The 25,256-nt window shown below is 57.6% G+C and carries 23 protein-coding genes; 5 read left to right on the forward strand and 18 right to left on the reverse strand.

Going from position 1 to position 25,256, the window contains the following annotated elements; translation table 11 throughout:
- Positions 1-2 precede the first annotated feature (2 nt).
- The gene (guaD, locus tag GPL81_RS02885) at positions 3-1,307 is read left to right on the forward strand and encodes a guanine deaminase (protein ID WP_160105116.1); all 1,305 of its coding nucleotides are present in this window, start codon (positions 3-5) and stop codon (positions 1,305-1,307) included.
- 180 nt (positions 1,308-1,487) lie between these two features.
- Here guaD and GPL81_RS02890 read toward each other — a convergent pair whose 3' ends face one another.
- Positions 1,488-2,252 carry a GntR family transcriptional regulator gene (locus GPL81_RS02890; RefSeq protein WP_096512714.1) on the reverse strand — a complete coding sequence of 255 codons (765 nt, stop codon included), beginning with the start codon at positions 2,250-2,252 and terminating at the stop codon, positions 1,488-1,490.
- A gap of 342 nt (positions 2,253-2,594) precedes the next feature.
- Here GPL81_RS02890 and GPL81_RS02895 point away from each other — a divergent pair, with 342 nt between their 5' ends.
- On the forward strand, positions 2,595-3,785 hold the full coding sequence (locus tag GPL81_RS02895) for a benzoate/H(+) symporter BenE family transporter (RefSeq protein WP_160105117.1): 1,191 nt from the start codon (positions 2,595-2,597) through the stop codon (positions 3,783-3,785).
- 131 nt (positions 3,786-3,916) lie between these two features.
- Here the strand turns inward: GPL81_RS02895 and GPL81_RS02900 are convergent, their stop codons facing one another.
- On the reverse strand, positions 3,917-4,261 hold the full coding sequence (locus GPL81_RS02900; RefSeq protein WP_007971486.1) for a YggL family protein: 345 nt from the start codon (positions 4,259-4,261) through the stop codon (positions 3,917-3,919).
- A gap of 233 nt (positions 4,262-4,494) precedes the next feature.
- On the opposite strand from GPL81_RS02900, the gene dacB reads away from it, so the two are divergent.
- On the forward strand, positions 4,495-5,955 hold the full coding sequence (dacB, locus tag GPL81_RS02905) for a D-alanyl-D-alanine carboxypeptidase/D-alanyl-D-alanine endopeptidase (protein ID WP_160105118.1): 1,461 nt from the start codon (positions 4,495-4,497) through the stop codon (positions 5,953-5,955).
- Positions 5,956-6,066: 111 nt separating this feature from the next.
- Here the strand turns inward: dacB and GPL81_RS02910 are convergent, their stop codons facing one another.
- Entirely contained in the window at positions 6,067-8,466 is a 2,400-nt protein-coding gene (locus GPL81_RS02910) for a sensor domain-containing diguanylate cyclase (RefSeq protein WP_160105119.1), read from the reverse strand.
- Positions 8,467-8,675: 209 nt separating this feature from the next.
- Positions 8,676-10,946 (reverse strand): bifunctional 23S rRNA (guanine(2069)-N(7))-methyltransferase RlmK/23S rRNA (guanine(2445)-N(2))-methyltransferase RlmL, encoded by a 2,271-nt coding sequence (rlmKL, locus tag GPL81_RS02915; protein ID WP_160105120.1) that lies wholly within the window; start codon positions 10,944-10,946, stop codon positions 8,676-8,678.
- A 529-nt stretch (positions 10,947-11,475) separates the two neighbouring features.
- Here rlmKL and rmf point away from each other — a divergent pair.
- Positions 11,476-11,691, forward strand: a complete 216-nt coding sequence (gene rmf / locus GPL81_RS02920; RefSeq protein ID WP_003223300.1) for a ribosome modulation factor — start codon at positions 11,476-11,478, stop codon at positions 11,689-11,691.
- 323 nt (positions 11,692-12,014) lie between these two features.
- On the opposite strand, the gene GPL81_RS02925 is transcribed toward rmf, so the two are convergent.
- From GPL81_RS02925 to GPL81_RS02975, 11 genes are all read right to left on the reverse strand, one after another.
- Positions 12,015-13,034, reverse strand: a complete 1,020-nt coding sequence (locus GPL81_RS02925) for a quinone-dependent dihydroorotate dehydrogenase (RefSeq protein WP_160105121.1) — start codon at positions 13,032-13,034, stop codon at positions 12,015-12,017.
- Positions 13,035-13,197: 163 nt separating this feature from the next.
- Entirely contained in the window at positions 13,198-14,595 is a 1,398-nt protein-coding gene (locus tag GPL81_RS02930) for a hypothetical protein (protein ID WP_160105122.1), read from the reverse strand.
- Positions 14,596-14,646: 51 nt separating this feature from the next.
- Entirely contained in the window at positions 14,647-15,084 is a 438-nt protein-coding gene (locus GPL81_RS02935; RefSeq protein ID WP_160105123.1) for a hypothetical protein, read from the reverse strand.
- Positions 15,074-15,784 (reverse strand): oxygen-regulated invasion protein OrgB, encoded by a 711-nt coding sequence (locus GPL81_RS02940; protein ID WP_160105124.1) that lies wholly within the window; start codon positions 15,782-15,784, stop codon positions 15,074-15,076. Before GPL81_RS02940 ends, GPL81_RS02935 begins: the two co-directional genes overlap by 11 nt.
- On the reverse strand, positions 15,756-16,322 hold the full coding sequence (locus GPL81_RS02945; protein ID WP_160105125.1) for a secretion system protein: 567 nt from the start codon (positions 16,320-16,322) through the stop codon (positions 15,756-15,758). Before GPL81_RS02945 ends, GPL81_RS02940 begins: the two co-directional genes overlap by 29 nt.
- Positions 16,309-17,031: an EscJ/YscJ/HrcJ family type III secretion inner membrane ring protein gene (locus GPL81_RS02950; protein WP_160105126.1), complete on the reverse strand. Its 723-nt coding sequence runs from the start codon at positions 17,029-17,031 to the stop codon at positions 16,309-16,311. The genes GPL81_RS02945 and GPL81_RS02950 overlap by 14 nt, the downstream gene beginning before the upstream one ends.
- Positions 17,028-17,336, reverse strand: coding sequence for a type III secretion system inner rod subunit SctI (sctI, locus tag GPL81_RS02955; protein ID WP_160105127.1), 309 nt, complete (start codon positions 17,334-17,336; stop codon positions 17,028-17,030). Before sctI ends, GPL81_RS02950 begins: the two co-directional genes overlap by 4 nt.
- A gap of 59 nt (positions 17,337-17,395) precedes the next feature.
- Positions 17,396-17,665, reverse strand: coding sequence for a type III secretion system needle filament subunit SctF (gene sctF / locus GPL81_RS02960; protein WP_160105128.1), 270 nt, complete (start codon positions 17,663-17,665; stop codon positions 17,396-17,398).
- 10 nt (positions 17,666-17,675) lie between these two features.
- The gene (locus GPL81_RS02965) at positions 17,676-18,848 is read right to left on the reverse strand and encodes a PrgH/EprH family type III secretion apparatus protein (RefSeq protein ID WP_160105129.1); all 1,173 of its coding nucleotides are present in this window, start codon (positions 18,846-18,848) and stop codon (positions 17,676-17,678) included.
- A 117-nt stretch (positions 18,849-18,965) separates the two neighbouring features.
- Positions 18,966-19,412, reverse strand: coding sequence for a transglycosylase SLT domain-containing protein (locus GPL81_RS02970; protein WP_160105130.1), 447 nt, complete (start codon positions 19,410-19,412; stop codon positions 18,966-18,968).
- Positions 19,409-21,058, reverse strand: a complete 1,650-nt coding sequence (locus GPL81_RS02975) for a winged helix-turn-helix domain-containing protein (protein WP_343038516.1) — start codon at positions 21,056-21,058, stop codon at positions 19,409-19,411. Before GPL81_RS02975 ends, GPL81_RS02970 begins: the two co-directional genes overlap by 4 nt.
- A gap of 298 nt (positions 21,059-21,356) precedes the next feature.
- On the opposite strand from GPL81_RS02975, the gene GPL81_RS02980 reads away from it, so the two are divergent.
- Complete coding sequence (locus tag GPL81_RS02980) at positions 21,357-22,580, forward strand: hypothetical protein (protein WP_160105132.1); 1,224 nt, start codon at positions 21,357-21,359, stop codon at positions 22,578-22,580.
- Positions 22,581-22,756: 176 nt separating this feature from the next.
- Here GPL81_RS02980 and GPL81_RS02985 read toward each other — a convergent pair whose 3' ends face one another.
- From GPL81_RS02985 to GPL81_RS02995, 3 genes are all read right to left on the reverse strand, one after another.
- Positions 22,757-23,023, reverse strand: a complete 267-nt coding sequence (locus GPL81_RS02985) for a phosphopantetheine-binding protein (protein WP_160105133.1) — start codon at positions 23,021-23,023, stop codon at positions 22,757-22,759.
- A gap of 107 nt (positions 23,024-23,130) precedes the next feature.
- Complete coding sequence (locus GPL81_RS02990; RefSeq protein WP_160105134.1) at positions 23,131-24,135, reverse strand: IpaD/SipD/SspD family type III secretion system needle tip protein; 1,005 nt, start codon at positions 24,133-24,135, stop codon at positions 23,131-23,133.
- 13 nt (positions 24,136-24,148) lie between these two features.
- Entirely contained in the window at positions 24,149-25,249 is a 1,101-nt protein-coding gene (locus tag GPL81_RS02995) for a cell invasion protein (protein WP_160105135.1), read from the reverse strand.
- Positions 25,250-25,256 lie beyond the last annotated feature (7 nt).

Below are 25,256 nucleotides of genomic sequence, written 5' to 3' on the forward strand. Positions count from 1 at the left end.
CCATGCCTTTGACTCGTAAAGCCTACCGCGCCGCCATCCTGCACAGCATCGCCGACCCTGCCGAAGTGGGTATCGAAGCCTCCTACGAGTATTTCGAAGACGGCCTGCTGGTGGTCGATAACGGCAAAATCAGTGCCCTGGGTCATGCCAGCGAACTGCTGCCGACCCTGCCGGCGGACCTCGAAATCACCCAGTATCAGGACGCGCTGATCACTGCTGGCTTCATCGACACCCACATCCATCTGCCGCAAACCGGCATGGTCGGTGCCTACGGCGAGCAATTGCTGGACTGGCTCAACACTTACACTTTCCCGTGCGAAAGCCAGTTCGCCGATAAAGCCCATGCCGACGAAGTCGCGGACATTTTCATCAAGGAACTGCTGCGCAACGGCACCACCACCGCACTGGTGTTCGGCAGCGTGCACCCGCAGTCGGTGAACTCGTTCTTCGAGGCCGCCCAACAGTTGGATCTGCGGATGATCGCCGGCAAGGTGATGATGGACCGCAACGCTCCGGACTACCTGACCGACACCGCCGAATCCAGCTACGTGGAAAGCAAGGCACTGATTGAACGCTGGCACGGCAAGGGTCGCTTGCACTATGCGGTCACGCCGCGATTCGCGCCTACCAGCACCCCGGAACAATTGACCCTTGCCGGGCAGTTGCTGACTGAATACCCGGATCTGTACATGCAGACCCACATCAGCGAAAACCTCAAGGAAATCGAGTGGGTCAAGGAACTGTTCCCGGAGCGCAAAGGCTACCTCGACGTCTACGATCACTACCAGTTGCTCGGCGAGCGCTCGGTGTTCGCCCACGGCGTGCACCTGTGTGATGCCGAATGCGCGCGCCTGGCCGAAACCGGCTCCGCGATCTCGTTCTGCCCGACCTCGAACTTCTTCCTTGGCAGCGGCCTGTTCAACCTGCCGATGGCCGAAAAGCACAAACTGAATGTGGGGCTGGGTACTGACATCGGCGGCGGCACCAGTTTCTCGCTGCTGCAAACCCTCAACGAGGCGTACAAGGTCATGCAGCTGCAAGGTGCGCGCCTGAGCCCGTTCAAGTCGCTGTACCTGGCCACCCTCGGCGGCGCCCGCGCGTTGCGACTGGAAGACAAGATCGGCAACCTGCAACCGGGCACCGACGCCGACTTCCTGGTGCTGGACTACAACGCCACGCCGTTGCTGGGCTATCGCCTGAAGCAGGCCAACAACATTGCCGAAACGTTGTTTGTGTTGATGACGCTGGGGGATGACCGGACAGTGCTGCAGACCTATGCGGCGGGGAATCTGGTGCATCAGCGGTAAGCTTTTACAGGCATAAAAAAATCCCCCGGTGGTGTTCAGCCCCGGGGGATTTTTATTGTCTGTTCCGCCGTCATCGCTGGCAAGCCAGCTCCCACAATGGTTTGCGGAGTTCACACAATTTGCGCTCCACTGCATATCCTGTGGGAGCTGGCTTGCCAGCGATAAGGGCGCCGCGGTGTATCAGATTTTCGCTGGCGAACGCCCAGGCTTCTTGGTCTGCAACAAATGCGAGAACACCGCATGCAAATCATCCGACGCACTTTCTTCGTCGAGGTTGAGTTTGCTGTCGATGTGATCCATGTGATGCATCATCAGGTCCACCGCCAGCTCAGCGTTGCGCGCTTCGATCGCATCGATCAGTTGAGTGTGCTCGTCGTAGGAGCAGTGGGAACGGTTGCCGCTTTCGTACTGGGCGATGATCAGCGACGTTTGGGACACCAGGCTGCGCTGGAAACTGATCAATGGCGCGTTTTTCGCGGCTTCGGCCAGTTTCAGGTGGAATTCGCCCGACAGGCGGATGCCGGCACCACGATCGCCACGGGAGAAGCTGTCGCGCTCGTCGTTGACCATTTGTCGCAACTCGGCAATCTGCTCGGCAGTGGCGTGTTGCACCGCCAGCTCAGTGATCGCCCGCTCGACCAGACGCCGGGCCATGAACACCTGGCGCGCCTCTTCGACGCTGGGACTGGCGACCACGGCGCCGCGATTCGGCCGCAGCAGCACCACGCCTTCATGGGCCAGGCGCGACAGCGCACGGCGAATGATGGTGCGGCTGACCCCGAAAATTTCCCCCAGCGCTTCTTCACTCAACTTGGTGCCGGGCGCCAGACGCTGTTCGAGGATGGCCTCGAAGATATGCGCGTAGACAATATCGTCCTGGGTACCGCTGCGGCCGGCTTTGCCTGCTCGCGGTTGTTTTTTGAGGGGTTGCAACTGTTCGTTCATGGGCACTCGAGTCGGGAGAACTGCGGCGAATTGACCGTGACTGTAATACGGCACAGTGGGTCGCTGGCAAGTATCGCGTAAAAAACACTGCGATTGTACACAATGGTTAGTGGCAACACGACTGTACGGCTGTTTGTCGCTTCTGCTGTATGGCAATGCCTGCTTACATTTGAGTTTAGGCTTAAACCCGCAACTCGATCCCTGTAGGAGCAAAGCTTGCTCGCGATGGCGGCGACACATCCAGCATAGATGTGACCGACACTCCGCTATCGCGAGCAAGCTTTGCTCCTACAAGGTTCGGCGGTGCTGCGGACTTATCATCAGAACCAGGAACTCGCCGTCATGAACGACGCCACGCACACCCAGCTCCGCCCATTGGCCGACACCTCGCCGTCGGCCATCGTCGCCGGTTTCATCGCCATGATGACCGGCTACACCAGCTCCCTGGTGCTGATGTTCCAGGCCGGACAAGCGGCGGGCCTGACCAGTGGACAGATTTCGTCGTGGATCTGGGCGATTTCCATTGGCATGGCGGTGTGTTCGATCGGCCTGTCGTTGCGCTATCGCACCCCCATCACCATCGCCTGGTCGACCCCGGGCGCCGCGTTGTTGATCACCAGCCTGGGCGGCGTGAGCTATGGCGAAGCCATTGGCGCCTATATTACCTGCGCGGTGCTAGTGACGATTTGTGGGCTGACCGGCAGCTTCGAGCGGCTGGTAAAAAAAATCCCCGCGTCCCTGGCGGCGGCGTTGCTGGCAGGGATTCTGTTCAAGATCGGCAGCGAAATCTTCGTCGCCGCCCAGCATCGGACCGCGTTGGTGCTGGGCATGTTTTTCACCTACCTGGTGATCAAGCGCCTGTCACCACGCTATGCGGTATTGGCCGCGTTGTTGATCGGCACTGCGTTGTCGGGGTTCATGGGGCTGCTGGATTTCAGCGGTTTTCATCTGGAAGTGGCCACGCCGGTCTGGACCACCCCGCACTTCTCCCTCGCTGCAACGATCAGCATCGGCATCCCGCTGTTCGTGGTCGCAATGACGTCGCAAAACATGCCGGGCATCGCCGTGTTGCGCGCCGACGGCTACAGCGTGCCGGCCTCGCCGCTGATCACTACCACCGGTATGGCTTCGTTGCTGCTGGCGCCGTTCGGTTCCCACGGGATCAACCTTGCCGCCATCAGCGCGGCGATCTGCACCGGGCCGCACGCCCATGAGGATCGCAACAAACGCTATACGGCAGCGGTCTGGTGCGGGATTTTCTACGGGATCGCCGGTGTGTTCGGGGCGACGCTGGCGGCGCTGTTTGCCGCGCTGCCCAAGGAGCTGGTGCTGTCGATTGCCGCACTGGCGTTGTTCGGCTCGATCATCAATGGCTTGAGCATCGCCATGAGCGAAGTGAAGGAACGTGAAGCGGCGCTGATCACCTTTATGGTCACGGCATCGGGGCTGACACTGTTTTCCATCGGTTCGGCGTTCTGGGGGATTGTCGCAGGCGTGTTGACGCTGGTGATCCTGAACTGGCGTAGGGCCTGAAACACCACTATCTGTGGGAGCAAAGCTTGCTCGCGATGGCGTCCTAGAAATCGCCATCGCGAGCAAGCTTTGCTCCCACAAAAAGCAGGCATAAAAAAACGGCGACCCTTGGGTCGCCGTTCTTCATGACATCAAGCTACCGGATTGATCGGCTTTTCCGGGTACCAGACGTCCAGCAACGGGCTGACTTCAACGCTGGTCAGCTCGGTGCGGCCCTTGAGCCAGGCTTCAACGGCAGCGCGCTGTTCAGCGCTGACCGAGCCACGCTTCTGCAGGCAAACCAGACCGTAGTCGTCACCGCCGACATAGCCCAGGCCGTTGGCTTCCATGGCTTCTTTAAGGAACGCGTCGAGGAAAGCATCAATGGCTTCATCAGCCAAATCTTCTTTGAAATCCAGGTTCAATTCGAAACCCAGCTCTTGAAATTCATCGACGCACAGTTTTTTGCGCAGACGCTGGGAACGGTTAGTCGCCATTGGAACAATCCTCTTAAGTAATAACGGCCGGCACTTTAGCAGTTTAAGCCGCCGATTGCCCGCCTCTGAACGGTGCGCGCCCTACCGCCGGTAAAAAAATTGCCGATAACAAGACCAAGGCACGGCCCAAGCCACGACACCTTGGGGCATAATGCCGACACTTTTGTGACCGCTGAGGGTTTTCATTTTCGTGCCCTCGTCTTTTCCCCCTCGACTGCAGGGTCTTATTTCACATGATCAAATCGTTGCGTCCACTGCTGCTCGCCAGCCTTCTCTTCCCGCTGGCCCTCCCCGTTTCCGCTGATCCGATCAACACCGCCTTGTCGCCCAGCGTCGAAAAAGCCCTCAAGGCCAGCAAGTTGCAGGACAACGCCCTGTCGCTGGTGATGATTCCACTCACGGGCCCCGGCACCGCCACCGTTTTCAACGCTGATGTCTCGGTCAACCCGGCTTCGACCATGAAACTGGTCACCACTTACGCGGCCCTGGAAATGCTCGGCCCCAACCACCAATGGAAAACCGAGTTCTACACCGACGGCACCCTCAGCGGCGGCATCCTCAACGGCAACCTTTTCCTCAAGGGCGGCGGCGATCCGAAGCTGAACATGGAGAAACTCTGGCTGCTGATGCGCGACCTGCGTGCCAACGGCGTGACCCAAGTCACCGGCGACCTGGTACTGGATAAGAACTTCTTCGTGCAACCGCAGTTGCCCGAGTTCAATGACGACGGTAACGACGAGAACAAACCGTTCCTGGTCAAGCCCGATGCGCTGCTGGTCAATCTCAAGGCCCTGCGGTTTGTCGCGCGCAATGACTCGGGCAAAGTGCTGGTTTCGGTGGAGCCGCCAATCGCCAGCATCCGCATCGATAACCAGGTCAAGGCCATCAATTCCAAGCAATGCACCGGTGGCGTTCGCTACAACCCCGTACCCCAGGCCGATGGCAGCGTGACCGTCACGGTCGGCGGTCAGTTGGGCGAAGGCTGCAGCTCGCAGACTTACCTATCGCTGCTTGACCATGCGACCTACACCGCCGGCGCCGTCCGTGCGATCTGGAAGGAGCTGGGCGGCAGCATTCAGGGCAAGGATGTTCTGGCGCCGACCCCGAAAGATGCCAAGGTGCTGGCGCGGGCGTTCTCACCGGACCTGGCGGAGATCATCCGCGACATCAACAAATACAGTAACAACACCATGGCCCAGCAGCTGTTCCTGAGCCTCGGCCAGAAATTCCGCACCGACGCCGACGCCGACGATGCCAAAGCGGCACAGCGCGTGGTGCGCCAGTGGCTGGCGAAGAAAGGCATCACCGCGCCGCACCTGGTGATGGAGAACGGTTCCGGCCTCTCCCGCGCCGAACGCGTCAGTGCCCGGGAAATGGCCTCGATGCTGCAAGCCGCCTGGCACAGCCCTTATGCCGCCGAGTACATCAGCTCGATGCCGATTGCCGGCACCGACGGCACTATGCGCAAACGGCTGAAGACCACCGCGATGCGCGGCGAAGCCCACGTCAAGACCGGCACCCTGAACACCGTGCGCGCGATTGCCGGCTTCAGCCGCGATATCAACGGCAACACCTGGGCAGTGGTGGCGATCCTCAACGACAAGGCACCGTTCGGCGCATCGTCGGTGCTCGATCAGGTACTGCTGGACCTGTACCGCCAACCGAAACTGCCACAGACCGCATCGGTGCTGTAACTATCTCTGTAGGAGCTGGCTTGCCAGCGAAGGCGGCCGTGAGTCATGCAGCGACAATGGCGACGCCTTCGCCAGCAAGCCGGCTCCTACAGGTTTCGGGTGCAACCCGGTTCAGCTCATCTCCCCCTGTACCCGATCCCTTCCCGCCTGTTTCGCCGCATAAACCCCCGAATCCGCCCGCAGTAGCAGCGCATCCGCGCCCTCGCCGACCCGCCAACTGGCAATCCCGAAGCTGGCCGTGACGACCCCCACTTCGCCGATCGGTGCACCGCGCAAGCTTTGCCACAGCTCCAGCGCCAGCACATGGGCCTGTTCGCCGCCGATGTCCGGGCACAACACCATGAACTCTTCGCCCCCCAGGCGGCAGAACACATCCGTGCGCCGCAACCGTTGACCAATACGCTCACACACCGCCTGCAACACCCGATCGCCCACGGCATGGCCGTGTTGGTCATTGATGCGTTTGAAGTGGTCGATGTCGAGCATGATCACCGACAGCTCGCCGCCGCCACGCTCCACACGGGCCATCTCGCTGGTCAGGCGCTCCTGGAAGTAGCGGCGATTGTGGATACCGGTCAGGGAATCGGTTACCGACAGCGCGCGCAGTTCTTCCTCCACCCGCTTCAAATCGGAAATGTCCGAGATGTAGCCATGCCACAGTACGCCGCCACCGGGAAGCTCCTCCGGCGTTGCCTCGCCGCGGACCCAGCGCAGACCACGCTGGGGCAATTGCACGCGGTACTCCTCGCGCCAGGGGCTGAGGGTTTCCGCCGAGGCCCGGATCGACGCGCGCACGCGCGTCGTGTCCTGCGGATGAATCCGCGTGAAGATCGCTTCGGCATTGAGCAGTAGCACGTCCGGGTCGAGTTCGTAGATCTCGCGAATACCGTCGCTGGCATAGATGACGCTGAAGCGACCGTCGAACTCCATTTTGAACTGGTAAATCCCGCCGGGCAGGTGGGCGCTGAGTTTCTTCAACAGCAGGTCCCGCGCAGCCAGCGCCTCATGCACCCGTTTGCGTTCGGTGATGTCGATGCACACTGCCAGATGCCCGACCCACAAGCCTTGCTCGTCGAGCACCGGCGTGGCCAGCATGTTGACCGTTAAATGGCTGCCATCGCCCCGCACCAGCGTCCACTCCCTCGCTTCGTGTCCACCCTCGATGCTGCCTTCGACCAGCATCGCGTGGCAGGCCGGCACCGGCTTGCCGAATCGCGCGCTCAATTCGGCGGAACGTGCGGCGAGCTCCCGGGGCAAGTGCAGGTTTTCCAGGGTCATGTGCCCCACCACTTCGGCGGCGGTGTAGCCGAGCATTTGCTCGGCACCGGCATTGAAGGTGGTGATCACTCCGCGTAGGTCCGTGGCGATGATCGCCACCTGGGTGGCGGCATTCAGCACTCCGCGTAACTGACCGTGGGTGCCGCGCAGTTCCTGTTCGCGGGCGCGCAGTTCCTGGGTCCGCTGCTCGACCATTTTCAGCGCCCGTTGCCGTTGGCTGACCAGCACGTAGAGCAAGGCGCTGAGCAGTACGCTGAGCAAACTTCCGAGCACCACCAGGGTGGTCACCGACGAATGGTTGGCCTGCAGGAACGCCTCGCTGGGCTGGATATCGACTTGATATTCGTGATCGGCCAGGCGCAACAGTCGGGTCGCGGACAACTCACTGACGGCGGGAGGGTTCGGTGATTGGAACAGTACTTCGTGTTGTTCCTCGGTGGATAAGTCGAGAATGCGCACCGCGAGATAATCACGGCCCGCCTCCGGCAAGTCGTCGGCCAACAGTTGGCGCATGCTGATCACCGCCATGACATATCCAAATGGCTTGCCGGTTGCGCCATCCGGGTCATTGCGCAGCATGACCGGCGCGACCAGCAGCACGCCCCGCGCATAGGCCGGTTCGATGCTGACCAGGTACATCGGTTGCGACACCGCCATGCGCCCATGCTGGTCGGCCCGCTCGAGGGTGGCGCGTCGCATCGGCTGAGCCAGCAGGTCGTAGCCCAGCGGCGAGCCAAGTTTGCTTTGCGTCTGGCTGTACAGCACGACCACGTACTCATCCCGTTCGGCGGCCAATTGCAGCTGGCCGTCGGCATTGAGTTCGCGCAGGGTAAAACCACTCAGGCCCTCGTCCCGCACGCGGCGCTCGAAAGCCGCCCGCTGATCTCCCCTGACCCGTTCGGCGTACGAGTACGCCTGGGTCCGGTGCAGCAGAGGTTGGGTATACCCGTTGAATTCCTCTCGGGTCACCGAATCGGAATTGGCAAAGAACCGGCGCAGGCCATCGAGGCGCTGCTCCTGGTCTTCGAAACGTTCTTCGATACGGCTGTAGCGTTCACTGGCCAGCAGTTGGAAACGTTGCCGCAATTGATGATGAAACAGGTTGAGCGTCGACCAGGCCAGCAATCCCGTGAGAATCCCGCCGACGAGCAATACCAGAAGCGCGACCAGCCAGGCCGAAACGTCTTCGCTGATAAAACCCAGGATCTTTGGGCGCACGGCGTGCAACGACATAAACGCAACTCAAAACGCCAGGTGCGGGAAAGCCCTTTGGCCATGAGTTGAGTTATAGCTATTAGCCACTAATTTGACCAGCACTGAAAACCCTGCAGGAGCGAGCTTGCTCGCGATGGACTCAGCGGCACCGCGTACATCCAGAAGATACGCGTTATCGTTGTCGAACATCGCGAGCAGAGCTCGCTCCTACGGGAGAGGATCCACCATCAACGAGCCGTGATTTTCCAGGCGCGGTGGATCTTGGCATTACGGGCAAAATCCGGATCGATGGTCTGGGCGGTAATCTCTTCGATGGCATAACGCTCGCTAAGATTGGCCTCCAGTTCGAACTTGCGGAAGTTGTTGGAGAAGTACAACACCCCGCCGGCTGCCAGCCGCGCCATGGCCAGGTCGATCAATTGCACCTGGTCACGCTGCACGTCGAAGATGCCTTCCATGCGCTTGGAGTTGGAGAAGGTCGGCGGGTCGATGAAGATCAGGTCGTACTCGTCACGACTGGCTTCAAGCCACGCCATCACATCGCCCTGCTCCAGGCGGTTCTTGTCGGAGAAACCGTTCAGCGACAGGTTGCGCCGCGCCCAATCCAGATAGGTTTTCGACAGGTCGACACTGGTGGTGCTGCGCGCACCACCCTTGGCCGCGTGAACACTGGCGGTGGCGGTATAGCAGAACAGATTGAGGAAGCGCTTGCCCGCCGCTTCTTTCTGAATGCGCATACGCATCGGCCGGTGATCGAGGAACAGGCCGGTGTCGAGGTAATCAGTGAGGTTCACCAACAGCTTCACGCCGCCTTCATTCACTTCGACGAACTTGCCTTGCGCTGCCTGGCGTTCGTACTGCTTGGTGCCGCTCTGGCGCTCGCGACGCTTGACCACCACACGGCTCTTGTCGATGTTCAACGCCTGCGGAATCGCGGCCAGGGCATCAAACATACGTGCAGAAGCTTTTGCCGGGTCGATGGATTTTGGCGCGGCATATTCCTGGACATGGACCCAATCCTGATACAGATCGATAGCCATGGAGTACTCGGGCATATCTGCATCGTAGACGCGGTAGCAATCGATGCCTTCGCGCTTGACCCATTTGCCCAGCGCCTTGAGATTTTTTTGCAGACGGTTGGCAAACATCTGCCCGCCTTCGCTCAGGCGCGGCAGTTCGACCACCGGCGCGGGTGCCGGGGCCGGTTTGATCGGGTTACCGTTTTTGTTGTACTGACGCTCTTGCGGCTCGCTTGGGGCCTGATCGTAAGCCGCCTGCTCACGCTCGGCCTGGCGCTGCTCCGGCGTACGACGTTCGCCGGTGACGAATTGATCCGGCAGCACCTTGATCAGCAACAGCTTGCACGGCAAGGCGCCGTTCCAGAATGAATACTGCTTGTGGCTGCGGATGCCCATGCGCTTGCCCAGGTCCGGCGCGCCGGTGAATACCGCCGCCTCCCAGTTCAGGCAGGCCTGACGCAGGCGCTCGCCAAGGTTCTGGTAGAGATAGAGCAGGCTCGCCTCGTCACCCAGACGCTCGCCGTACGGTGGGTTGCAGATCACCAGGCCCTTCTGGTTCTGGTCCGGACGCGGCTCGAAGGTCGCGACTTCACCCTGGTAGATCTTGATCCACTCGCTCAGGCCAGCACGCTCGACGTTGTTGCGGCCTGGTTGAATCAGGCGCGGATCAGCTTCGTAACCGCGAATCCACAGCGGTGGTTTGGCGAGGCCGGCTGCCGCGCGTTCGGACGCTTCTTCATGGAGTTTTTTCCACAGCGCCGGCACGTGGCCGAGCCAGGCGGTGAAGCCCCATTGCTCGCGACGCAGGTTCGGCGCAATGTCGGCGGCGATCATTGCCGCTTCGACGAGGAATGTACCGACACCGCACATCGGGTCCGCCAGCGCGCCGCCTTCGGCCGCAATGCGTGGCCAGCCGGAACGGATCAGGATCGCCGCTGCGAGGTTTTCCTTCAGCGGCGCCGCGCCTTGCTGCAAGCGATAACCACGCTGGTGCAGGCTGTGGCCCGAGAGGTCGAGGGAAAGAATGGCTTCGCCACGGTCCAGGCGCAGGTGGATGCGCAGGTCCGGGTTGAGTTTGTCGATGGACGGACGGTCGCCCTGCGGGGTGCGCAGCTTGTCGACGATGGCGTCCTTGACCTTCAGGGCGCCGAAGTGGGTGTTGTCGATGCCCGAGCCGTGGCCGCTGAATTCGACGGCCAGGGTGCCATCATTCAGCATGTGGTCTTGCCACTCGATGTCGAGCACGCCGTGATAGAGATCTTCGGCATCTTTCATCGGGAAACGCTTGAGTACCAGCAGCACCCGGTTGGCCAGGCGCGACCACAGGCACAGGCGATAGGCGGTTTCCATGGTGGCCATGCCGCGCACGGCAGAGGTGTGCTCACGTGCTTCCTCAAGGCCAAGCCCGACGGCTTCCTCGATGAGCAGGCCTTCAAGGCCTTTTGGGCAAGTGAGGAAGAGTTCGAAACGATCGGACATGAGAATTTCTGCGCCTTTGGCTGAGTGAACCGGCAACGCATTGCCGGCCCGGTTTTCAATCAGGCGCTTTTCTCGAAGAGCGCCCGCGTGGCACGAAGGTGTGCCGTTCCACCCCTGCTGCTCGGGTTAAATGAGCTTAGATGCAAGGACAGATAAAAAAGTTGATGCAACAAAATGTCATAAGTCGACCCTTCGTCGAATAATGCCACACTGCAACGCGAGGCATTCTCACCAAAGGATTAACCCCTTCATCCTGCGGGGGGCCGATCATACAGGGCTTTGACTAATAAATACGGCACAAACATCGTGTTGCTTATGGCCATAGCACATTAATAGTTACGTCCTTATGACAAAACGATCATTCCCTCGATGTGACGCATTGGTTAGAACTCAATACAGGTTGGCGCCGCAATGACGTCAACACCTTGGCTCGCCACGCCGGCAGCGAGCCCCAACGGCAGAGTTTTTCTGCCTGACCTCAATAGAGGTCGACGCGATAAAAACAGTCAACAAGTGAGGGCTACACCCTATGAGAAGACTTAAGCGTGATCCGTTGGAAAGAGCATTTTTGCGCGGATATCAATATGGCGTTGGTGGCAAATCCCGTGAGCTTTGCCCATTTACTCTACCGTCGGTACGTCAAGCCTGGATCAACGGCTGGCGAGAAGGACGCGGCGACAACTGGGACGGTATGACCGGCACTGCGGGAATCCACAGACTCAACGAACTTCACGCCGTCGGCTAACACAGGGCACACACTCCGACACACAATCTGATTACGTAACGAATTAACCACGCACGTCCCATCCGGACGGCGGGCTCCGGCCCAGGGGCTCCTTTAAAGGAGCCCTTTTTTATGCCCGGAAAAAATCTGTCAGGGATGGACTTTGTGGCGAGAGGATTTATCCCCGTTGGGCCGCAAAGCGGCCCCAAAAACAAACAACACGGTGAATCAGGTAGAACGCGGACACCGGATTTACGACGGCTTCGCCGCCGAACGGGGCGGTGCGACGGTTCGTTAAATCCCCTCGCCACAGATAAATCCCATCACCACAAAGGCCCCTTGCCTTAGCGCAAGGCAGCGATAGCGTCTACGGATTCACGAATCAGTGCCGGGCCTTTATAGATAAAGCCCGAGTAGATCTGCACCAGGCTCGCGCCCGCGGTGATTTTCTCGGCCGCGTGCTTGCCTTCGGTGATGCCGCCCGCCGCGATGATCGGCAAGCGACCGCCCAGCTCCGCCGCCAGCACTTTCACGGTGTGGGTGCTCTTGTCACGAACCGGTGCGCCCGACAGACCGCCCGCCTCGTCGCCATGCTCCATGCCTTCAACGCCCACGCGGCTCAGCGTGGTGTTGGTCGCGATGACCGCGTCCATGCCTGTTTCGATCAAGGCTTGCGCAACCTGCGTGGTTTCTTCGTCGCTCATGTCCGGGGCGATCTTGATTGCCAGCGGTACATGCTTGCCATGACGCAAGGCCAGTTCCGCACGACGCTCGGCCAGATCAGCCAGCAACTGCTTGAGCGAATCACCGAATTGCAGGCTGCGCAGGCCGGGGGTGTTCGGCGAGCTGACGTTGACCGTCACATAGCTGGCGTGGGCGTAGACCTTGTCCAGGCAAATCAGGTAGTCGTCGACCGCACGCTCGACCGGGGTATCGAAGTTCTTGCCGATGTTGATGCCGAGCACGCCCTTGTACTTGGCGGCCGCCACGCGGGCCAGCAGGTGATCGACACCGAGGTTGTTGAAACCCATGCGGTTGATGATCGCCTCGGCTTCCGGCAGGCGGAACAACCGTGGCTTCGGGTTGCCCGGTTGCGGACGGGGGGTAATGGTGCCGATCTCGACGAAACCGAAGCCCAGCTGCGCAAAACCGTCGATGGCCGCGCCATTCTTGTCCAGGCCCGCCGCCAGCCCCACCGGGTTCGGGAAGTCGAGCCCCATGACACTGACCGGCATCTTCGCCGGGGCCTTGCACAGCAAACCGTTGAGCCCAAGACGCCCCCCTGCGCCGATCAGGTCCAGGGACAGATCGTGGGAGGTTTCCGGGGTAAGTTTGAACAACAGCTGACGGGCCAGGGTGTACATGGGCGGCTTGGACTCGGGGCGGCGAAAAGTGGCGGGGATTATAGCCGGGGTGGAGGGCTGCACGCGAGAGACTGCATGAATGGGGTGCCAGTGGGCGGGAAGCGCTGCCATCCGGAGGTCGAATAGACCTCCGGAAAAACACTTGACCTGCACATCATTGAGTTTATGGGGTGATGTTTTCACTCAATTGCACAGGTGTCTCGACAGTCCGTTGAGAGCACATGAAGATGAATGGAAAGTAAATCAGCATGAGCATTCCTGCTTCAATGACTCTCAATACACGGCTTTGAGTATCTTCCCCAAGTTCGGAATCAGCTAAAAGGGAGTCTGCTGCAAACGCGACAGCAATGATCGCCATAAAGGCTGTTGTTCGAGCTGCGGTAACAGAAAAAAATGAATTGCCGATCTGATGCCTATTGGCGAGCCGTAGCCCGGCAGTGACTTCCAGCACATTTTTACGTAATGACTCCGGGTCGTTAACCTGAGATTCAATACCCACCGAACGTGATATCGGAAACCAATGTTTGCACAGCGGCAAGAGGTAATCGTCCGCAACCGCTCCGAATCCATTAGTAACACTGTGCAGCAGATCCGCGAAAAAACTGTAATCCAATGCAGCCGCGTGCCGCGCCGCACCGTGGAGCGGCATCCGGTCCGCCAGCTCTGCCAATGCAAATTGCATTGCTCCATAGCCTGCCATGCTTACTGCGACTGCCGTGTTGCTTGGCGCACCAGCGTTGTCGTTCAAAGGAACGAACGCATTGATGATATCCCGGCTCAAAGTGTAAACGGTGACCCTGGCTGCAGCGGTCAACATGGAAGAGGTTGCGCCCGTCAGTTGAGCCGCAATAAAACTCCCCATGAAAATGGAGGACATCAGGACTCGTCCGAGCCGTGACTTCAGAGTGGCTGTTGCTGAACACTCATCGCGTAAGGCTCCGATCAGGATCAGCGCAGGCCCAATCATGGTTAAGGCGATAGTGAGCCCTTCCCGGACGGCCTCAGGCGGCTCGTCTTCACTGATCATTTTCGCCACCAGAAAAGCCACCGCATCGCGCAACAACGAGGTCACGGTAACAATCGTCCCTGTGCGTGCCGCGACGTTGGCCACATTGCCCCCGTGGTCCTTGGCTTTATCGAGCACCCAACAGGCCGCATCAATAACCGAGTGCATTCGACTTACCGGCGTTTGTTGGGTATCCGATTCATTTAACTCATCAAGTCGAATGACAAAATCATCATTGGAGGTGGCATCGGGCTGCTGCCCACTTTCAACAAAGTGTTGTATCTGCTCTCGCATTTTCAGGTCTGTCTCGCCTAACTCCTCAACGCAGTGCTTCAATTGGAGTGATATCGAGCGATCAAATTTCTCCCACCCTGCTTTGATTGCCCTGGGCGAACCCAACACCCCCACCGTAACCAGATTGTCTCGTTGAGAATCCGTCACAGCTAGATCAAGCGCTTCAAATAAGGAGCCAGACGTCTGTCCAATGGAAGATGAAACGCCGCTGTCTGAAGAAACACGCAAATTACCCATCGAATTACTAATCGCGCCCGGCATCGTTATCTTCCCTGTCTGTTAATAAACGGATTTCAAAACCATTCGCCCGCCTCACCACTCACTCTTCTCCCACGCCTCATCCCCCATCGGCTGAAACACTTCCCGCATGAAGCCCTTGACGAAGAGGTCCACGCTGAACGCCAGACCATTGGCGCCGCTGACTTCCTTATAGATCCGCGACTTTTCCAGACCCTCGTCTTTCAGCCGGACCAGAACCTGTAGCGTGACCGCCATCAACGCCTTGGCAGATGGATAGGCGGGGGATTCTCCATCGGCACCCCGCAACGCGCGGAGGAACTCATAAATGGCCTTCTCACCTTGCCCTTCCATTGCCAACAGTTGTTGATACAAGCGCTCGAAGTCAGGGTCCGGGCGCTTGCTAGCGGGCAGGTCCCGGCTAACCGCCAGCAGGCGCGACTCCAGCGGCTCTACCGATGGGTCTCCACTGCGTTCAGGCGCGGTAAAATTGTTCAAGGCTTCAATCTTCATGACGGACCTCGATTTGTGTGGCGCCGCCCGAACGCTCGACGAAGGTCGAACACAGGTCCGTGAGCGCCTGCATAGAGGTCTGGTCCAGTGAACGAACCGACTCCGGCAGATTTGCGACACACGCCAACAACCGCGGCTCCACTCGTTGCCGGGTCGTTTCAACATCGAATTCGAGTAGCTGATCAGCGAGCCGCACCACATAGCGCTCCTGAGGGTGATAGTCGATAACCAGTTCGCCGGGCCACACCCTGCGCAATTGTTCGCGCAGTTCATCGCCACGCAATCGACAATGCGCTGGCAACAGCACTTGCAGCACCGTACCCGAGTCGCCCTGCTGCTCGGCCAGCCAGCGCTCCAGCATGTCGTCCAGCCATTCGGGACGACTCAAGGCTTGTGCGAGCAAACCGTGGGCGGCCTGCGCCAGGTCTTTGCGCAATTGCAACCCGAGCGCCTGCGACTCCAACAAGCCGCTCGCCAAATGCCCGGTCGCGCGCAAGATGCCCTCGGCGTAGCCTTCCTGAAAAGCCTGGGCATGAACCGCCGTGGCATCACGCCGAGCTTGCTCGACACAATCACGAGCCCAGCGCCGGGCCTGTTGCTGCAAGCTTCTGCGTCGACGCGTGGCGGCCATGTCCTCACAGGACAAATGCACATCACTCGACTCGGGGAGTTCAGTCAGGGTTCGGATAGCGTCGAGCATGCTGCACCGCCAGAAAGTAAAGGGCTGTATCGGGTTCGGTGACCGGCCATTGCCTGTGCAAGCGCACCACCGGTTCGGAAAATTGCAGGATCAGGCGTTCGAGCAACATGGGAGGCACTTGCTCGTGCCAGCTCCATAGCGCATTGAGACCGGCGGCTTCGACCTGCTCCAGTGAAACAGGCAAGGATTCAATCGACAGACTGCGCCTGGCTCCCACACTGCAACCGGCGAACCGGCGAACCGGTAATGGCAGGCAGAGTAGCGCCGCACCTCGCGCCAGATCGGGCATCAGGCGATGAATACCCATCAACCTGGCGATATGGGGCAATTGCCGCCAGTGGCACACCCATTGTTTCGCCACGACGGTCATCGGCGTCGAAGGCCATGAACCTTGTAACGCCATACCTTCCAGCACTATCCGATTGAGCAGGTTCCTTGCTTCAGGCCCATCGAAACCTGCCGGTACCGTCAGGCGCTGCGGGTGCAGATAACTCAGTGGCTCAGCGAGAATCCTCTGTAAATATTCAGCGTGAGACATCGCGCTGCCCTGCGTTCGAACGGCGGTATGCCCAGGCTGCACCACCGACCAACAGCAATCCGGTCATTACAGCCAACAACCCCATCCAATGCGATTGCCCCTGCGTGGCAGCCACGGAGGGTGCGACATGCTGTGTCGGCGAACGTTTCGACAACACCACCGAGATGTTCTCGTACTCGACTGCCGCAAAGCTGTTCTTGAGAAAACGCTTGATGTCGGTGATCAGCAACTGCGGCTCGACATCTCGCTCATGGATCGCCACCGCCGAGAGGTGAATGGGCGGCGACTTGCGCCCGCCTTCACCGGCATCCAGGTCGTAACTGACATGTACCCGTGCTGAAACCACGCCTTCGAGCACACCCAGTGACTGTTCGATGCGCTGCTCCAGCGCCGAGTAGAGCCGGGCCTTTTCAGCGCGGGGCGAAGCCACCAGAGAATCGGCGGGAAACATCTCTGCCACCTGCAGGCGAGGCCGGGAAGGCAGCGAATAGAGGTTGAGCAAATCGACGGCCGCGGAAAAATCGACCTGATCGACTTTCACCGCATAGCCGGTTTTGCCGGCGTCGACTTTCACTGCCGCGATGTTATTTCGCTGCAACACTGAAAGGACTTCATTGGCCTGTTGCTGGTCCAGCCCTTCAAGCAGATTCGGTTGGCGACATCCGGACAACACCAGGCACAACAGCATCAACAACACCGCTGGCTTCATGACGCACGCAACAAGGTTTCGGCCGTGCCCACCGCTTTGCGCACCAGCACGTTGAGCAAATTGATATCGACGTTGTATTGCCCTGTCCGCTCCTGCAATTGGCTCAGTACTTCGGGGTTGGTGATGTCCGGGCGTTGCATCAGCTGATTGATCGCTGCAACGTCCTGCTCGCTGTTCACCGCGGAACCGGCAAACGCATCGATCAACCGCGACTCAAGGGAAACGATCGGACCTTCCTGCGGGCCGCGCAATTGCGCGAAGGCTGTCGGCTCAATATCAGCCAGTGAGATGTTTTCGATAAACATGCGATGCACTCAAGAAAAGGGCCATGGTCAGGAACCGATGGCCAGTTGAAACGTAATCCTCAGCGAGCGGCTTGGATGATTGCCATGTCGATATCCTTGAAGCCCTTGATCGTGTTGGTCTGGGCGTTACGGAATACTGTGTAGGAGGAAAATGCGGTCTGGTATGCCGCCAGTTTTGCCGGGTCGGAAGCATCGCCCTTCAGTGCGTCGAGTGCTGCATCCAGCGCCTCCTTAAGTGTTTTTGCACCGTTCTCAAACCCTTCGGCTTGACGCCCGAGGAAATCATCCGGGAATTGGATTGGAAAGACGGGAATACCAGGATCAGCCATGTGTCACCTTTCAGTGTTGTGTCGGAAAATGCCAGGATGACGAGGTCATCTTGACGTAGCCCTGCGGGCCGGTTTGAAACGACTTGTCCTTGAGCGCGTCGTCCTTGAGCTCGACAGTGAAATGCACGTAGCGATCACCCCACTGCCGGTAAAAGCTGTCGACGAATTGGCGAGCGGCGGCCAGTTCGGAATCCTGCAAATTGCCCGTCACCGCGAACGTGACACCGTCTCCTTGCCCGACCCGGTTGAAGCTCAGTGAAAGGCGTTGCAAGCCCTCCTCAGCCAGGCTGGCCAGAAGGTGGTCATCTTGTAATTGCACCGCGATATCCCGGGCATAGGGAGCGGCCGCCAACAGCATTTCCAGCAACCTTGTCTGTTTCTGTGGCGTCAGCAGATTGCGCTGGGCGCTGAGCAGCAGTCGCGGTACTGACGGGTCCTTGAGATCGAGGGAATGCCAGGCCAATTGCGGATCATGGTCGATCAGCAACTGCTCCAGACGGCGACGCTCCTGGTCCATCACCAGCACCTTGCCGTTCAGCGTGTTGTCGCGCATCAGCACCTGTCGACTCCAGCCGGCATCACGCTCGGAAGACACAAATACGTAAACCCGATGGTCACGACCACGCAGCACCTCGACCTCTGCACTGACGCCCGCGATCAACGCGCGGATATCGGTTTCCGGTGTCGGTTCCGGCACCGCCCGGATGCCAACCGCCACGACCAGCGCAGCCAGTGCCAGACCGCAGGCGACCCATCGGGTCGAAGGCGCACGCCTCCATACAACAGCGGTTGCATCGGGTGAAGCGTTGCAGGGCTGTCGCAGAAGTTCGGGGGCCCAGGATTGGTCTTCACGACGCAAGGCGATGTACAGGCCGCCGATCTGCTCCCGGGTCTGAAAGGCGTAGACGCGTATTTCGGCTGACTCATTGAGTACTCGCAACGGCACGCCGTCCGACGTGACTTGATCGGCCAACACCTCAAAATTGCAGCCACCCTCATCCAGAGGAACAAAAATGGCATCCGCCGGGACGCTGGCCGTCAGGCCCCCCTCCCCCAGCAGATCAACAGCCCCTACCACGAACAGGGTGGTGGTTTCGCCGAGGGGGAATTCACAACCTTGCAACGGACCATTGAGTATCCGTAGCACGCACGATTGCAAGGTGGGGGCCGTCAGAACTGTCACCGTTCAAGCTCCAGAGCTGTGAAATGAGCGGCCATGTTAGAAAGACCGGCTGCGGGATTCCTGATCGAATTCTGCGGATAGCACCTTGCAGAGGATCAGAATCTTCAGCCGGCCTGCTCATGGCGCCGTGGCCACTTGATAGCGCTGCCAGACCTTGCGTGCATAGCGAAGACGCGCGGCTTGCCTATGAGGTGAGTTGCCGGCGTTGTAGGCGCCCACCGCCGTCCAGTTGTAGCCGTAACGAGCGATGAAATCCGCGAGCACCGACGCGCCGACTTCAACCGACAGGCAAGGCTCTGCCAGCAGGCGCTGCTCGGTAATACCCTGGGCACTTAATCGGGGCAGATGGCTGCTGTTGATCTGCATCAACCCGATATCTCGCGTGCCGTCCTTGTTTTGGTTGATTGCATCCGGCCGCAATCCCGATTCGACATCGGCAATAGCCCGAAGCAATTCAGGCTCGATGGCATGTAGCTCCCCTGCCCGACTCCAGCACCAGGCTTGCGCCTGACCCGCGCCAAGACACACCAGCACGATCAGCCATTTGACCTTGCGCGGATTCATGCCAGGCGCCGTCCATCATCGAGCGTCAGCGGGTCCTGCAATGGAAAACCCAGCATCGGCGTCTGATGCCGAATACCTGTCGAACGCTGTAACGATTGCCAGAGCGGCGCAACGACTGCTCCCCCCTGCCCTTTGCCAATGACTGGAGACTTCATCAGGCGCAACCAGTTTGCATACTGACTGCGGGCGATCAGTGGGTTGCCCCCGAATAGCACATTCCAGGCAGCCAACCCTTGCTCACCGAGAGCGCTTTCAACCAGACCGGCTCGCTCAAGCTCATGCCAGGCCGCCGTGTGTTGACCGAAATACGCCAATACCACGGCATGCAGTATCACCAACAGAGGATTGCCCATACCGCCTTGCTGCAAGACCCGACGAGCCACGAGCACTGCCTCTGTGGGGCTTTGCGAAAGCGCGATACGCACGCGCAAGACCTGCGCCCGTACACAATCCGGATCATGTTGCAGACACTTGTCGATACTCTGTGCCGCCTGCTCATTGCGCCGCCAGAACCAGTGATGCCATGCATGAAAGTAATGTACGTCAGCCTGATCGGCAGTCAGCAGACAGCGGCGGAACAGCACCTGGGCTGCCTGCTCGCAACCGCGCAGACTGGTGAGCAGAGTGAGGCGAGTCAGTGCCAGAGGATTGGAGGAATCGAGTGTCAGTGCATTGGATATTGCCGTCTGTGCCTCTTCAATCGCACGCCCCTGATAACACAAGCCGATCATCGCCTGCCCCAGCCAGGCATCCGCCATCCCGCACCAGGCCGGTGCATATCCGGCATCTTGCTTGAGGCATTGTCGAAACTGCACCAAGGCATCGCGCAGGCCCTGCGGAGTGTGCTGATGCAGGCGGCACAAACCATTGAGGTAAGCCACCGCGGCCGGATATGACCCACAGGCATCACCGACTGGACGCAGCCTGGGAACACGCTGCGCAACCATACAAGTCAAAGCGCCCAGCGCCTCTGTAAGGTCAGTGGCATCCAGCGTCTGTCCATACATCAGCGCGTGATCACTGCCACGGATCAATTCCACCGACCAGCGACATTGCTCACGCGTGCCCGTAAAGCGCCCGCTCAAGCAGTAGTCCACCGACATCTGCCCCGCCAGCGACCGCAGATGGACCGGTTGTCCGCAACCCGCCATCAATCCAGAGGGGATAATGTGCAACGCTTCGCCGAATGCCGTGGTCAATTGGCGTATCAACACATCCTGCAGATCCAGCGCAGCAGTCTCGCCCAGATCGCGAAACGGCAGAACAGCCAGCGAGGGCGCTACTGTCCTCACCTGGTTCGGTACGTCGAGTTCGACAACCGGACAGGTGAATCGATAACCCTGGCCGTACACCGTCGCAATGAAATCCTTGTTCTCCTTGAGCAGCTTGCGCAAGGCATAAATACAACGGGTCAACGACTCCTCGGCCGCATCCGTCTCGGGCCATACCCGGTCCAGCAAATGATCCTTGCTAACCACCGTTCCTGCCGATTTCAGCAACAGGCGCAACACGTTCAATTCTTTGGGCGGGACATGAACTCCATGTCCATCTCGCATCAGCGTTCCATCGCTTTGCAGTAGCCAGTGGTCAAAAACGAATGACGTGGCCGGCATTTGATCAGTTGCACTGTCCATACTCTGAGACATCTCTATAGAAAGTTACTGAAGCGCAATTGAGGCTGTGGGTGGCAGGCTCAAGATGACAAGCGGCGTGACTATAGGAAGTTGAGCGGGGGGATTCCGTAGGAGATTAACTTTATATTCGTAAGAATATACGACAAAAATTGTAGGATCTCACTACATAAATCCAAAACTTTCCGAGACATTAAAAATAAGCAAAAACAATATTTACCACCAAACAAATCATCGAGGAGCGTTATTTAATAGCGCCAAAAAACACCAAAAACAGAATATTAATATCTCATTAATCAATAGCGTAATAAATATGCAAATCAGCCAGTCAGCCCCTCACTTTTTTACCACTTCACTATCTCCAACGGGTGCCCCCCTACCACCGACTGAAAACCACACCGAACACACAAGCAACGAACAAACATATACCCGCATCTTTAATGAAATCAGTCACCGGTACGCCGTATTCAATCAAGAAAATGAAATTGGCTTCCAACACAAGCCAGGCATTACTGGCGACATTGATAGCATTACAAAAAAAGAAATAATTTCGATACTTAAACACATAAAATCAGACCCTGCCTTGTTCGAGCAATGCCAAAAAAGCTCGGCAAACTCGCCTCTATTCACGAAACTTTATCTAATGTCAAATAATGATCAAGGCTGGAACTTGCGCCTGCATACTTTTAGTGTAAAAGACAGAGGTTTGGGTGGCGAGGATAGTCCCCACTACCATAGATGGACGCTGGCCTCCCAGGTACTCTCCGGCGGATATTTGAATGTCAATTATGAAGAAGGCAGCCTCGATCAGCCCCATGCGAAAGACCACGAGTACTCCAAATATGAATTGAGTGCATCAAAAAATCAAAGCAGCAAAGACAGCCGTCATACTGCTTTCATATCTAAAGCCACCATGACACCGGTCAGCAAAGAACTCTATGCCGAAGGTGGAACCAATCATTTCCCGATTAATCTTGCTCATAGTGTCGAAACACACGCTTCAGTGATGGGGACAACCACGACGCTTGCACATACTGCTAAATCAGTAACGGACAAATCCTACGCCTTCGAAAAAAATGATGAAATAAAAGAGATCCCTCAAATAAAAATAGAAAGCAAAGCAGAGTTCGAGAACATTTTGCAGAGCCAAATTACCTTCCTTCAAATTCTCGACCTAAAATCCGAACTCAATACTCAACTGACCGAAGCCCGCAGACTTAACCTGCCATTAACCCCCAGGGAAGAGAACCATCTTAACGATTATCACGAGCCCAACTATGTAGAAACTTCCTTGCTTCCAGCGCTTGCCATGTATCAGTTGGAGTCCATTAACGGGATTATCCACAGCGAATTTTCCGAACAAACCGTAAAATTCATTGATGCCAAACTTTCAGAAGTTGACTATGACTCCTTGGACGCGTTGATCTCCAACAACCAGCTTGATCTCTTCGACAAACTGTTGAGTGTTGAAATTGTAGACACCGATCTGGCAAGACAACTGAATGACCGCCCAAATCCAATAATTACACTAACCTAATCAGCCATCCTTTAAAGATGACCACCCATACCGGGAGGTCATCTGCATCAGAAAACAAAAATAACTCCACAACAACACACCTGGTAAAAGCTTATACGCCTTCGCCCGCCCCACTGAACACAACAGATACGAAAAACGAGCTAGCCTGCACAGCACAAAAATGAATAATTAAATTTTCATCCAATGTGCGAAACGCTCTCTTTCACCGAAACGTAAATATCCAATACACTCCTCCACTCCTCCACTCCAACCTCTGGCAGTTCAATACCGAACGAATCATTCAGCGACATCACGATTTCAACTAGACTTATGGAATCCACACACAAATCCTCCACCAATCGCGATCCGAGCTCAATTTTCCAGCGAACTGCCGGAAAATAATCTGACAACACCTTTATTACTTGGCATTCAACTTCAAGCTCAGCCACCATTTTCTTCGACATTAACATTCCCCATGCAGTAAAACGCAGGCGTAACTCCGACTCAAACGAATCAGCGATAGGCCTGCCTTATGTATGAAATTTACTTGCTTTAAGTTTTTACATCCATATCAAAAATTCAACATCGCTTTAAGCATGTCTGCAAACTGACTCAGATGCGAAGACAACGTCTTGTTGAAATTGTCATGATAGGAATTTGCATTTGAATACTTCTGCGTGAAGGACTGCAACATGTTCTTCATGCGTTCCTCCTGGGCATTGAAACCCGTTTGCCAAGCCTGGAATTTGGCGGTATCCCAGGTCACAGTGCCAAAGAGCGGCAGGCCTTCCGCCATTTTCGAAAGCGGCCCGGTATCGATGACTACGCACCATGTGCCGTCGGCATTTTGTTTCAGGCAACTGGCGGGCAGGCCCAGTGCTTCCCGCCATTTTTCCGCTTCTTCCCGGCTCGCGCCTCCCTGACCCGGCTTCGGGAACAACACCGAGGCAGGGTTGGGGTGACTGTATTTCTGAAGAAGCGTTTCCAATGCCCTTCTCAATGCACCGGCATTTAGCTTGACCTCTTTTCCCTCATCGGCGCCTTCGATCCAGTCCTTCATCTTCGCGGTTATTTCCGCGTTGAAGTCCTTAAAAAACTCCGAGTAAGCCGCGATGATATGTTCATAACCGGCCAGGTAGCCGTTCTTGATCAGGTCGATGAGTTCGAGCAGCTTGTCGAAGAAGTCATTCGACGATTTCACACCAGCGTCTAAATCGTCCGCGATCTCGGCCGGAACGCTCATCGCGCTCAAGCTGCGCTCGATCCGTTTCTGTTCGTCGAACAGTTTCTGACGCTGTTCCATAGGTAGTGTTTGCAGGCAATAAGTGGCCACCGAGCCAAATTGCCCCAATTGCCGGGCCCACATCTGCGACCTTATCCCGGACGTATTCGGAGAAGACTTAAGCAGGTTTTCGACGTGGTGACCCAGCGTTTTCACCGAATGGTCGAGCAATTGCGACAGAGAAAACGCGGCATGCACCTCAGGCACCTTTTCAGGGGGCGGTGGTGCATCAGCGACAACGTTGAAGTCTGCCAATGGTCTAACGGTTGGAAGGACGGAATCATTAACTTTCATGTTGTTCCCCTATTCAGACTCGTCCAATGACTTCAATACGCGATTGAAACAGCTGCATCACCATCTCCATCAGCTTTTGCAACAACGCGGCATCTGCCGAATCTTTCTGCCCGACCTCGTCGCTCAAACTCTTCTGGGAGCTCTGCGCGCTTTGCTGCAACACCTCTTTTTCCCGTGCAGCGTGCTCAGCCATGCGCACTATGTTCGACACCACCTGGCTCATGCTCATCGACATGGCATTGAGCGCCCGACCGATTTCCAGTTTCTTTTCAATGCCCTTGCCACCCATCTGACTCAGCCAATCGGAGGTTTGTCCGACCTTCTGCGCCTTAAGGATTTCTCCGTCGAACCAGGCCTGTTCCTGAGGTGTCAATGTGGCGCCCTTGGGTTTGAAATCCACTGACGTGGTGCGGCCGAAATCGTCGAAGGTCTTGATCTTGTAGGTGGTTTGCGGGTTCCAGTCATCGCGGTTGCGATCATGCTTGAGATCGCGTTCGAGGTTGCTGGCATCGAGGGAATTGCGTTTATGCAGGTTGATGTCCGCATGTTTCATTCCTTGCCCCTGCAAGGTATGGAACATAGCGAAGCCGGCGATTGCACCGGAGCCTATCGCCGTAGTGATTGCGCTATTCAACGCAGCCTTGCCCGACTCGACGATGGCAGCCCCCTGGGCCTTGGCGGCGTCGGCGGCCATGACACTGAAATGCCCTCGCAGTTGCGCGTTGGCTACCCTTGCGATGTTCAGCGCGATGATGGCGGCAACCAGTACGTTCGCGTGCTTCTCCCAAGCACCGGGGTCGAAAATCAGATCGTTTCTGACTTCATCATCAATCAAGCTCATGCCTGCAACGAAGTCTTGCCAGTCGGACTCGGTGGGTTGGTAGGCGTTGATTGCGCCTTCAAGCTCTGCAGCGGTAGGCGTTTTGGTTTGACCGTTTCGCAGTATCTGCTTTTCGACGATCCGGTCAATTGATGCCGAATCTGACGCCAGCTTGCTTTTGTGATCCTTTGAAAATTGCTCCTGAGCAATCAATTCGCTCAGGCCGATGTCGCTGACCGGATCATGAGTCAATACCGCAGGCGCGGCCCTGACAGCCGTGTGAATCGTGGTCATCACAAAT

Source organism: Pseudomonas izuensis, assembly GCF_009861505.1.
Classification (GTDB): domain Bacteria; phylum Pseudomonadota; class Gammaproteobacteria; order Pseudomonadales; family Pseudomonadaceae; genus Aquipseudomonas; species Aquipseudomonas izuensis.

Bases quoted from the DNA above. Each gene is read 5' to 3' on its own strand.
- guaD (WP_160105116.1), top strand. From the start codon at position 3: ATGCCTTTGACTCGTAAAGCCTACCGCGCCGCCATCCTGCACAGCATC.
- GPL81_RS02890 (WP_096512714.1), bottom strand. From the start codon at position 2,252: ATGAACGAACAGTTGCAACCCCTCAAAAAACAACCGCGAGCAGGCAAA.
- GPL81_RS02895 (WP_160105117.1), top strand. From the start codon at position 2,595: ATGAACGACGCCACGCACACCCAGCTCCGCCCATTGGCCGACACCTCG.
- GPL81_RS02900 (WP_007971486.1), bottom strand. From the start codon at position 4,261: ATGGCGACTAACCGTTCCCAGCGTCTGCGCAAAAAACTGTGCGTCGAT.
- dacB (WP_160105118.1), top strand. From the start codon at position 4,495: ATGATCAAATCGTTGCGTCCACTGCTGCTCGCCAGCCTTCTCTTCCCG.
- GPL81_RS02910 (WP_160105119.1), bottom strand. From the start codon at position 8,466: ATGTCGTTGCACGCCGTGCGCCCAAAGATCCTGGGTTTTATCAGCGAA.
- rlmKL (WP_160105120.1), bottom strand. From the start codon at position 10,946: ATGTCCGATCGTTTCGAACTCTTCCTCACTTGCCCAAAAGGCCTTGAA.
- rmf (WP_003223300.1), top strand. From the start codon at position 11,476: ATGAGAAGACTTAAGCGTGATCCGTTGGAAAGAGCATTTTTGCGCGGA.
- GPL81_RS02925 (WP_160105121.1), bottom strand. From the start codon at position 13,034: ATGTACACCCTGGCCCGTCAGCTGTTGTTCAAACTTACCCCGGAAACC.
- GPL81_RS02930 (WP_160105122.1), bottom strand. From the start codon at position 14,595: ATGCCGGGCGCGATTAGTAATTCGATGGGTAATTTGCGTGTTTCTTCA.
- GPL81_RS02935 (WP_160105123.1), bottom strand. From the start codon at position 15,084: ATGAAGATTGAAGCCTTGAACAATTTTACCGCGCCTGAACGCAGTGGA.
- GPL81_RS02940 (WP_160105124.1), bottom strand. From the start codon at position 15,784: ATGCTCGACGCTATCCGAACCCTGACTGAACTCCCCGAGTCGAGTGAT.
- GPL81_RS02945 (WP_160105125.1), bottom strand. From the start codon at position 16,322: ATGTCTCACGCTGAATATTTACAGAGGATTCTCGCTGAGCCACTGAGT.
- GPL81_RS02950 (WP_160105126.1), bottom strand. From the start codon at position 17,031: ATGAAGCCAGCGGTGTTGTTGATGCTGTTGTGCCTGGTGTTGTCCGGA.
- sctI (WP_160105127.1), bottom strand. From the start codon at position 17,336: ATGTTTATCGAAAACATCTCACTGGCTGATATTGAGCCGACAGCCTTC.
- sctF (WP_160105128.1), bottom strand. From the start codon at position 17,665: ATGGCTGATCCTGGTATTCCCGTCTTTCCAATCCAATTCCCGGATGAT.
- GPL81_RS02970 (WP_160105130.1), bottom strand. From the start codon at position 19,412: ATGAATCCGCGCAAGGTCAAATGGCTGATCGTGCTGGTGTGTCTTGGC.
- GPL81_RS02975 (WP_343038516.1), bottom strand. From the start codon at position 21,058: ATGTCTCAGAGTATGGACAGTGCAACTGATCAAATGCCGGCCACGTCA.
- GPL81_RS02980 (WP_160105132.1), top strand. From the start codon at position 21,357: ATGCAAATCAGCCAGTCAGCCCCTCACTTTTTTACCACTTCACTATCT.
- GPL81_RS02985 (WP_160105133.1), bottom strand. From the start codon at position 23,023: ATGTCGAAGAAAATGGTGGCTGAGCTTGAAGTTGAATGCCAAGTAATA.
- GPL81_RS02990 (WP_160105134.1), bottom strand. From the start codon at position 24,135: ATGAAAGTTAATGATTCCGTCCTTCCAACCGTTAGACCATTGGCAGAC.
- GPL81_RS02995 (WP_160105135.1), bottom strand. From the start codon at position 25,249: ATGACCACGATTCACACGGCTGTCAGGGCCGCGCCTGCGGTATTGACT.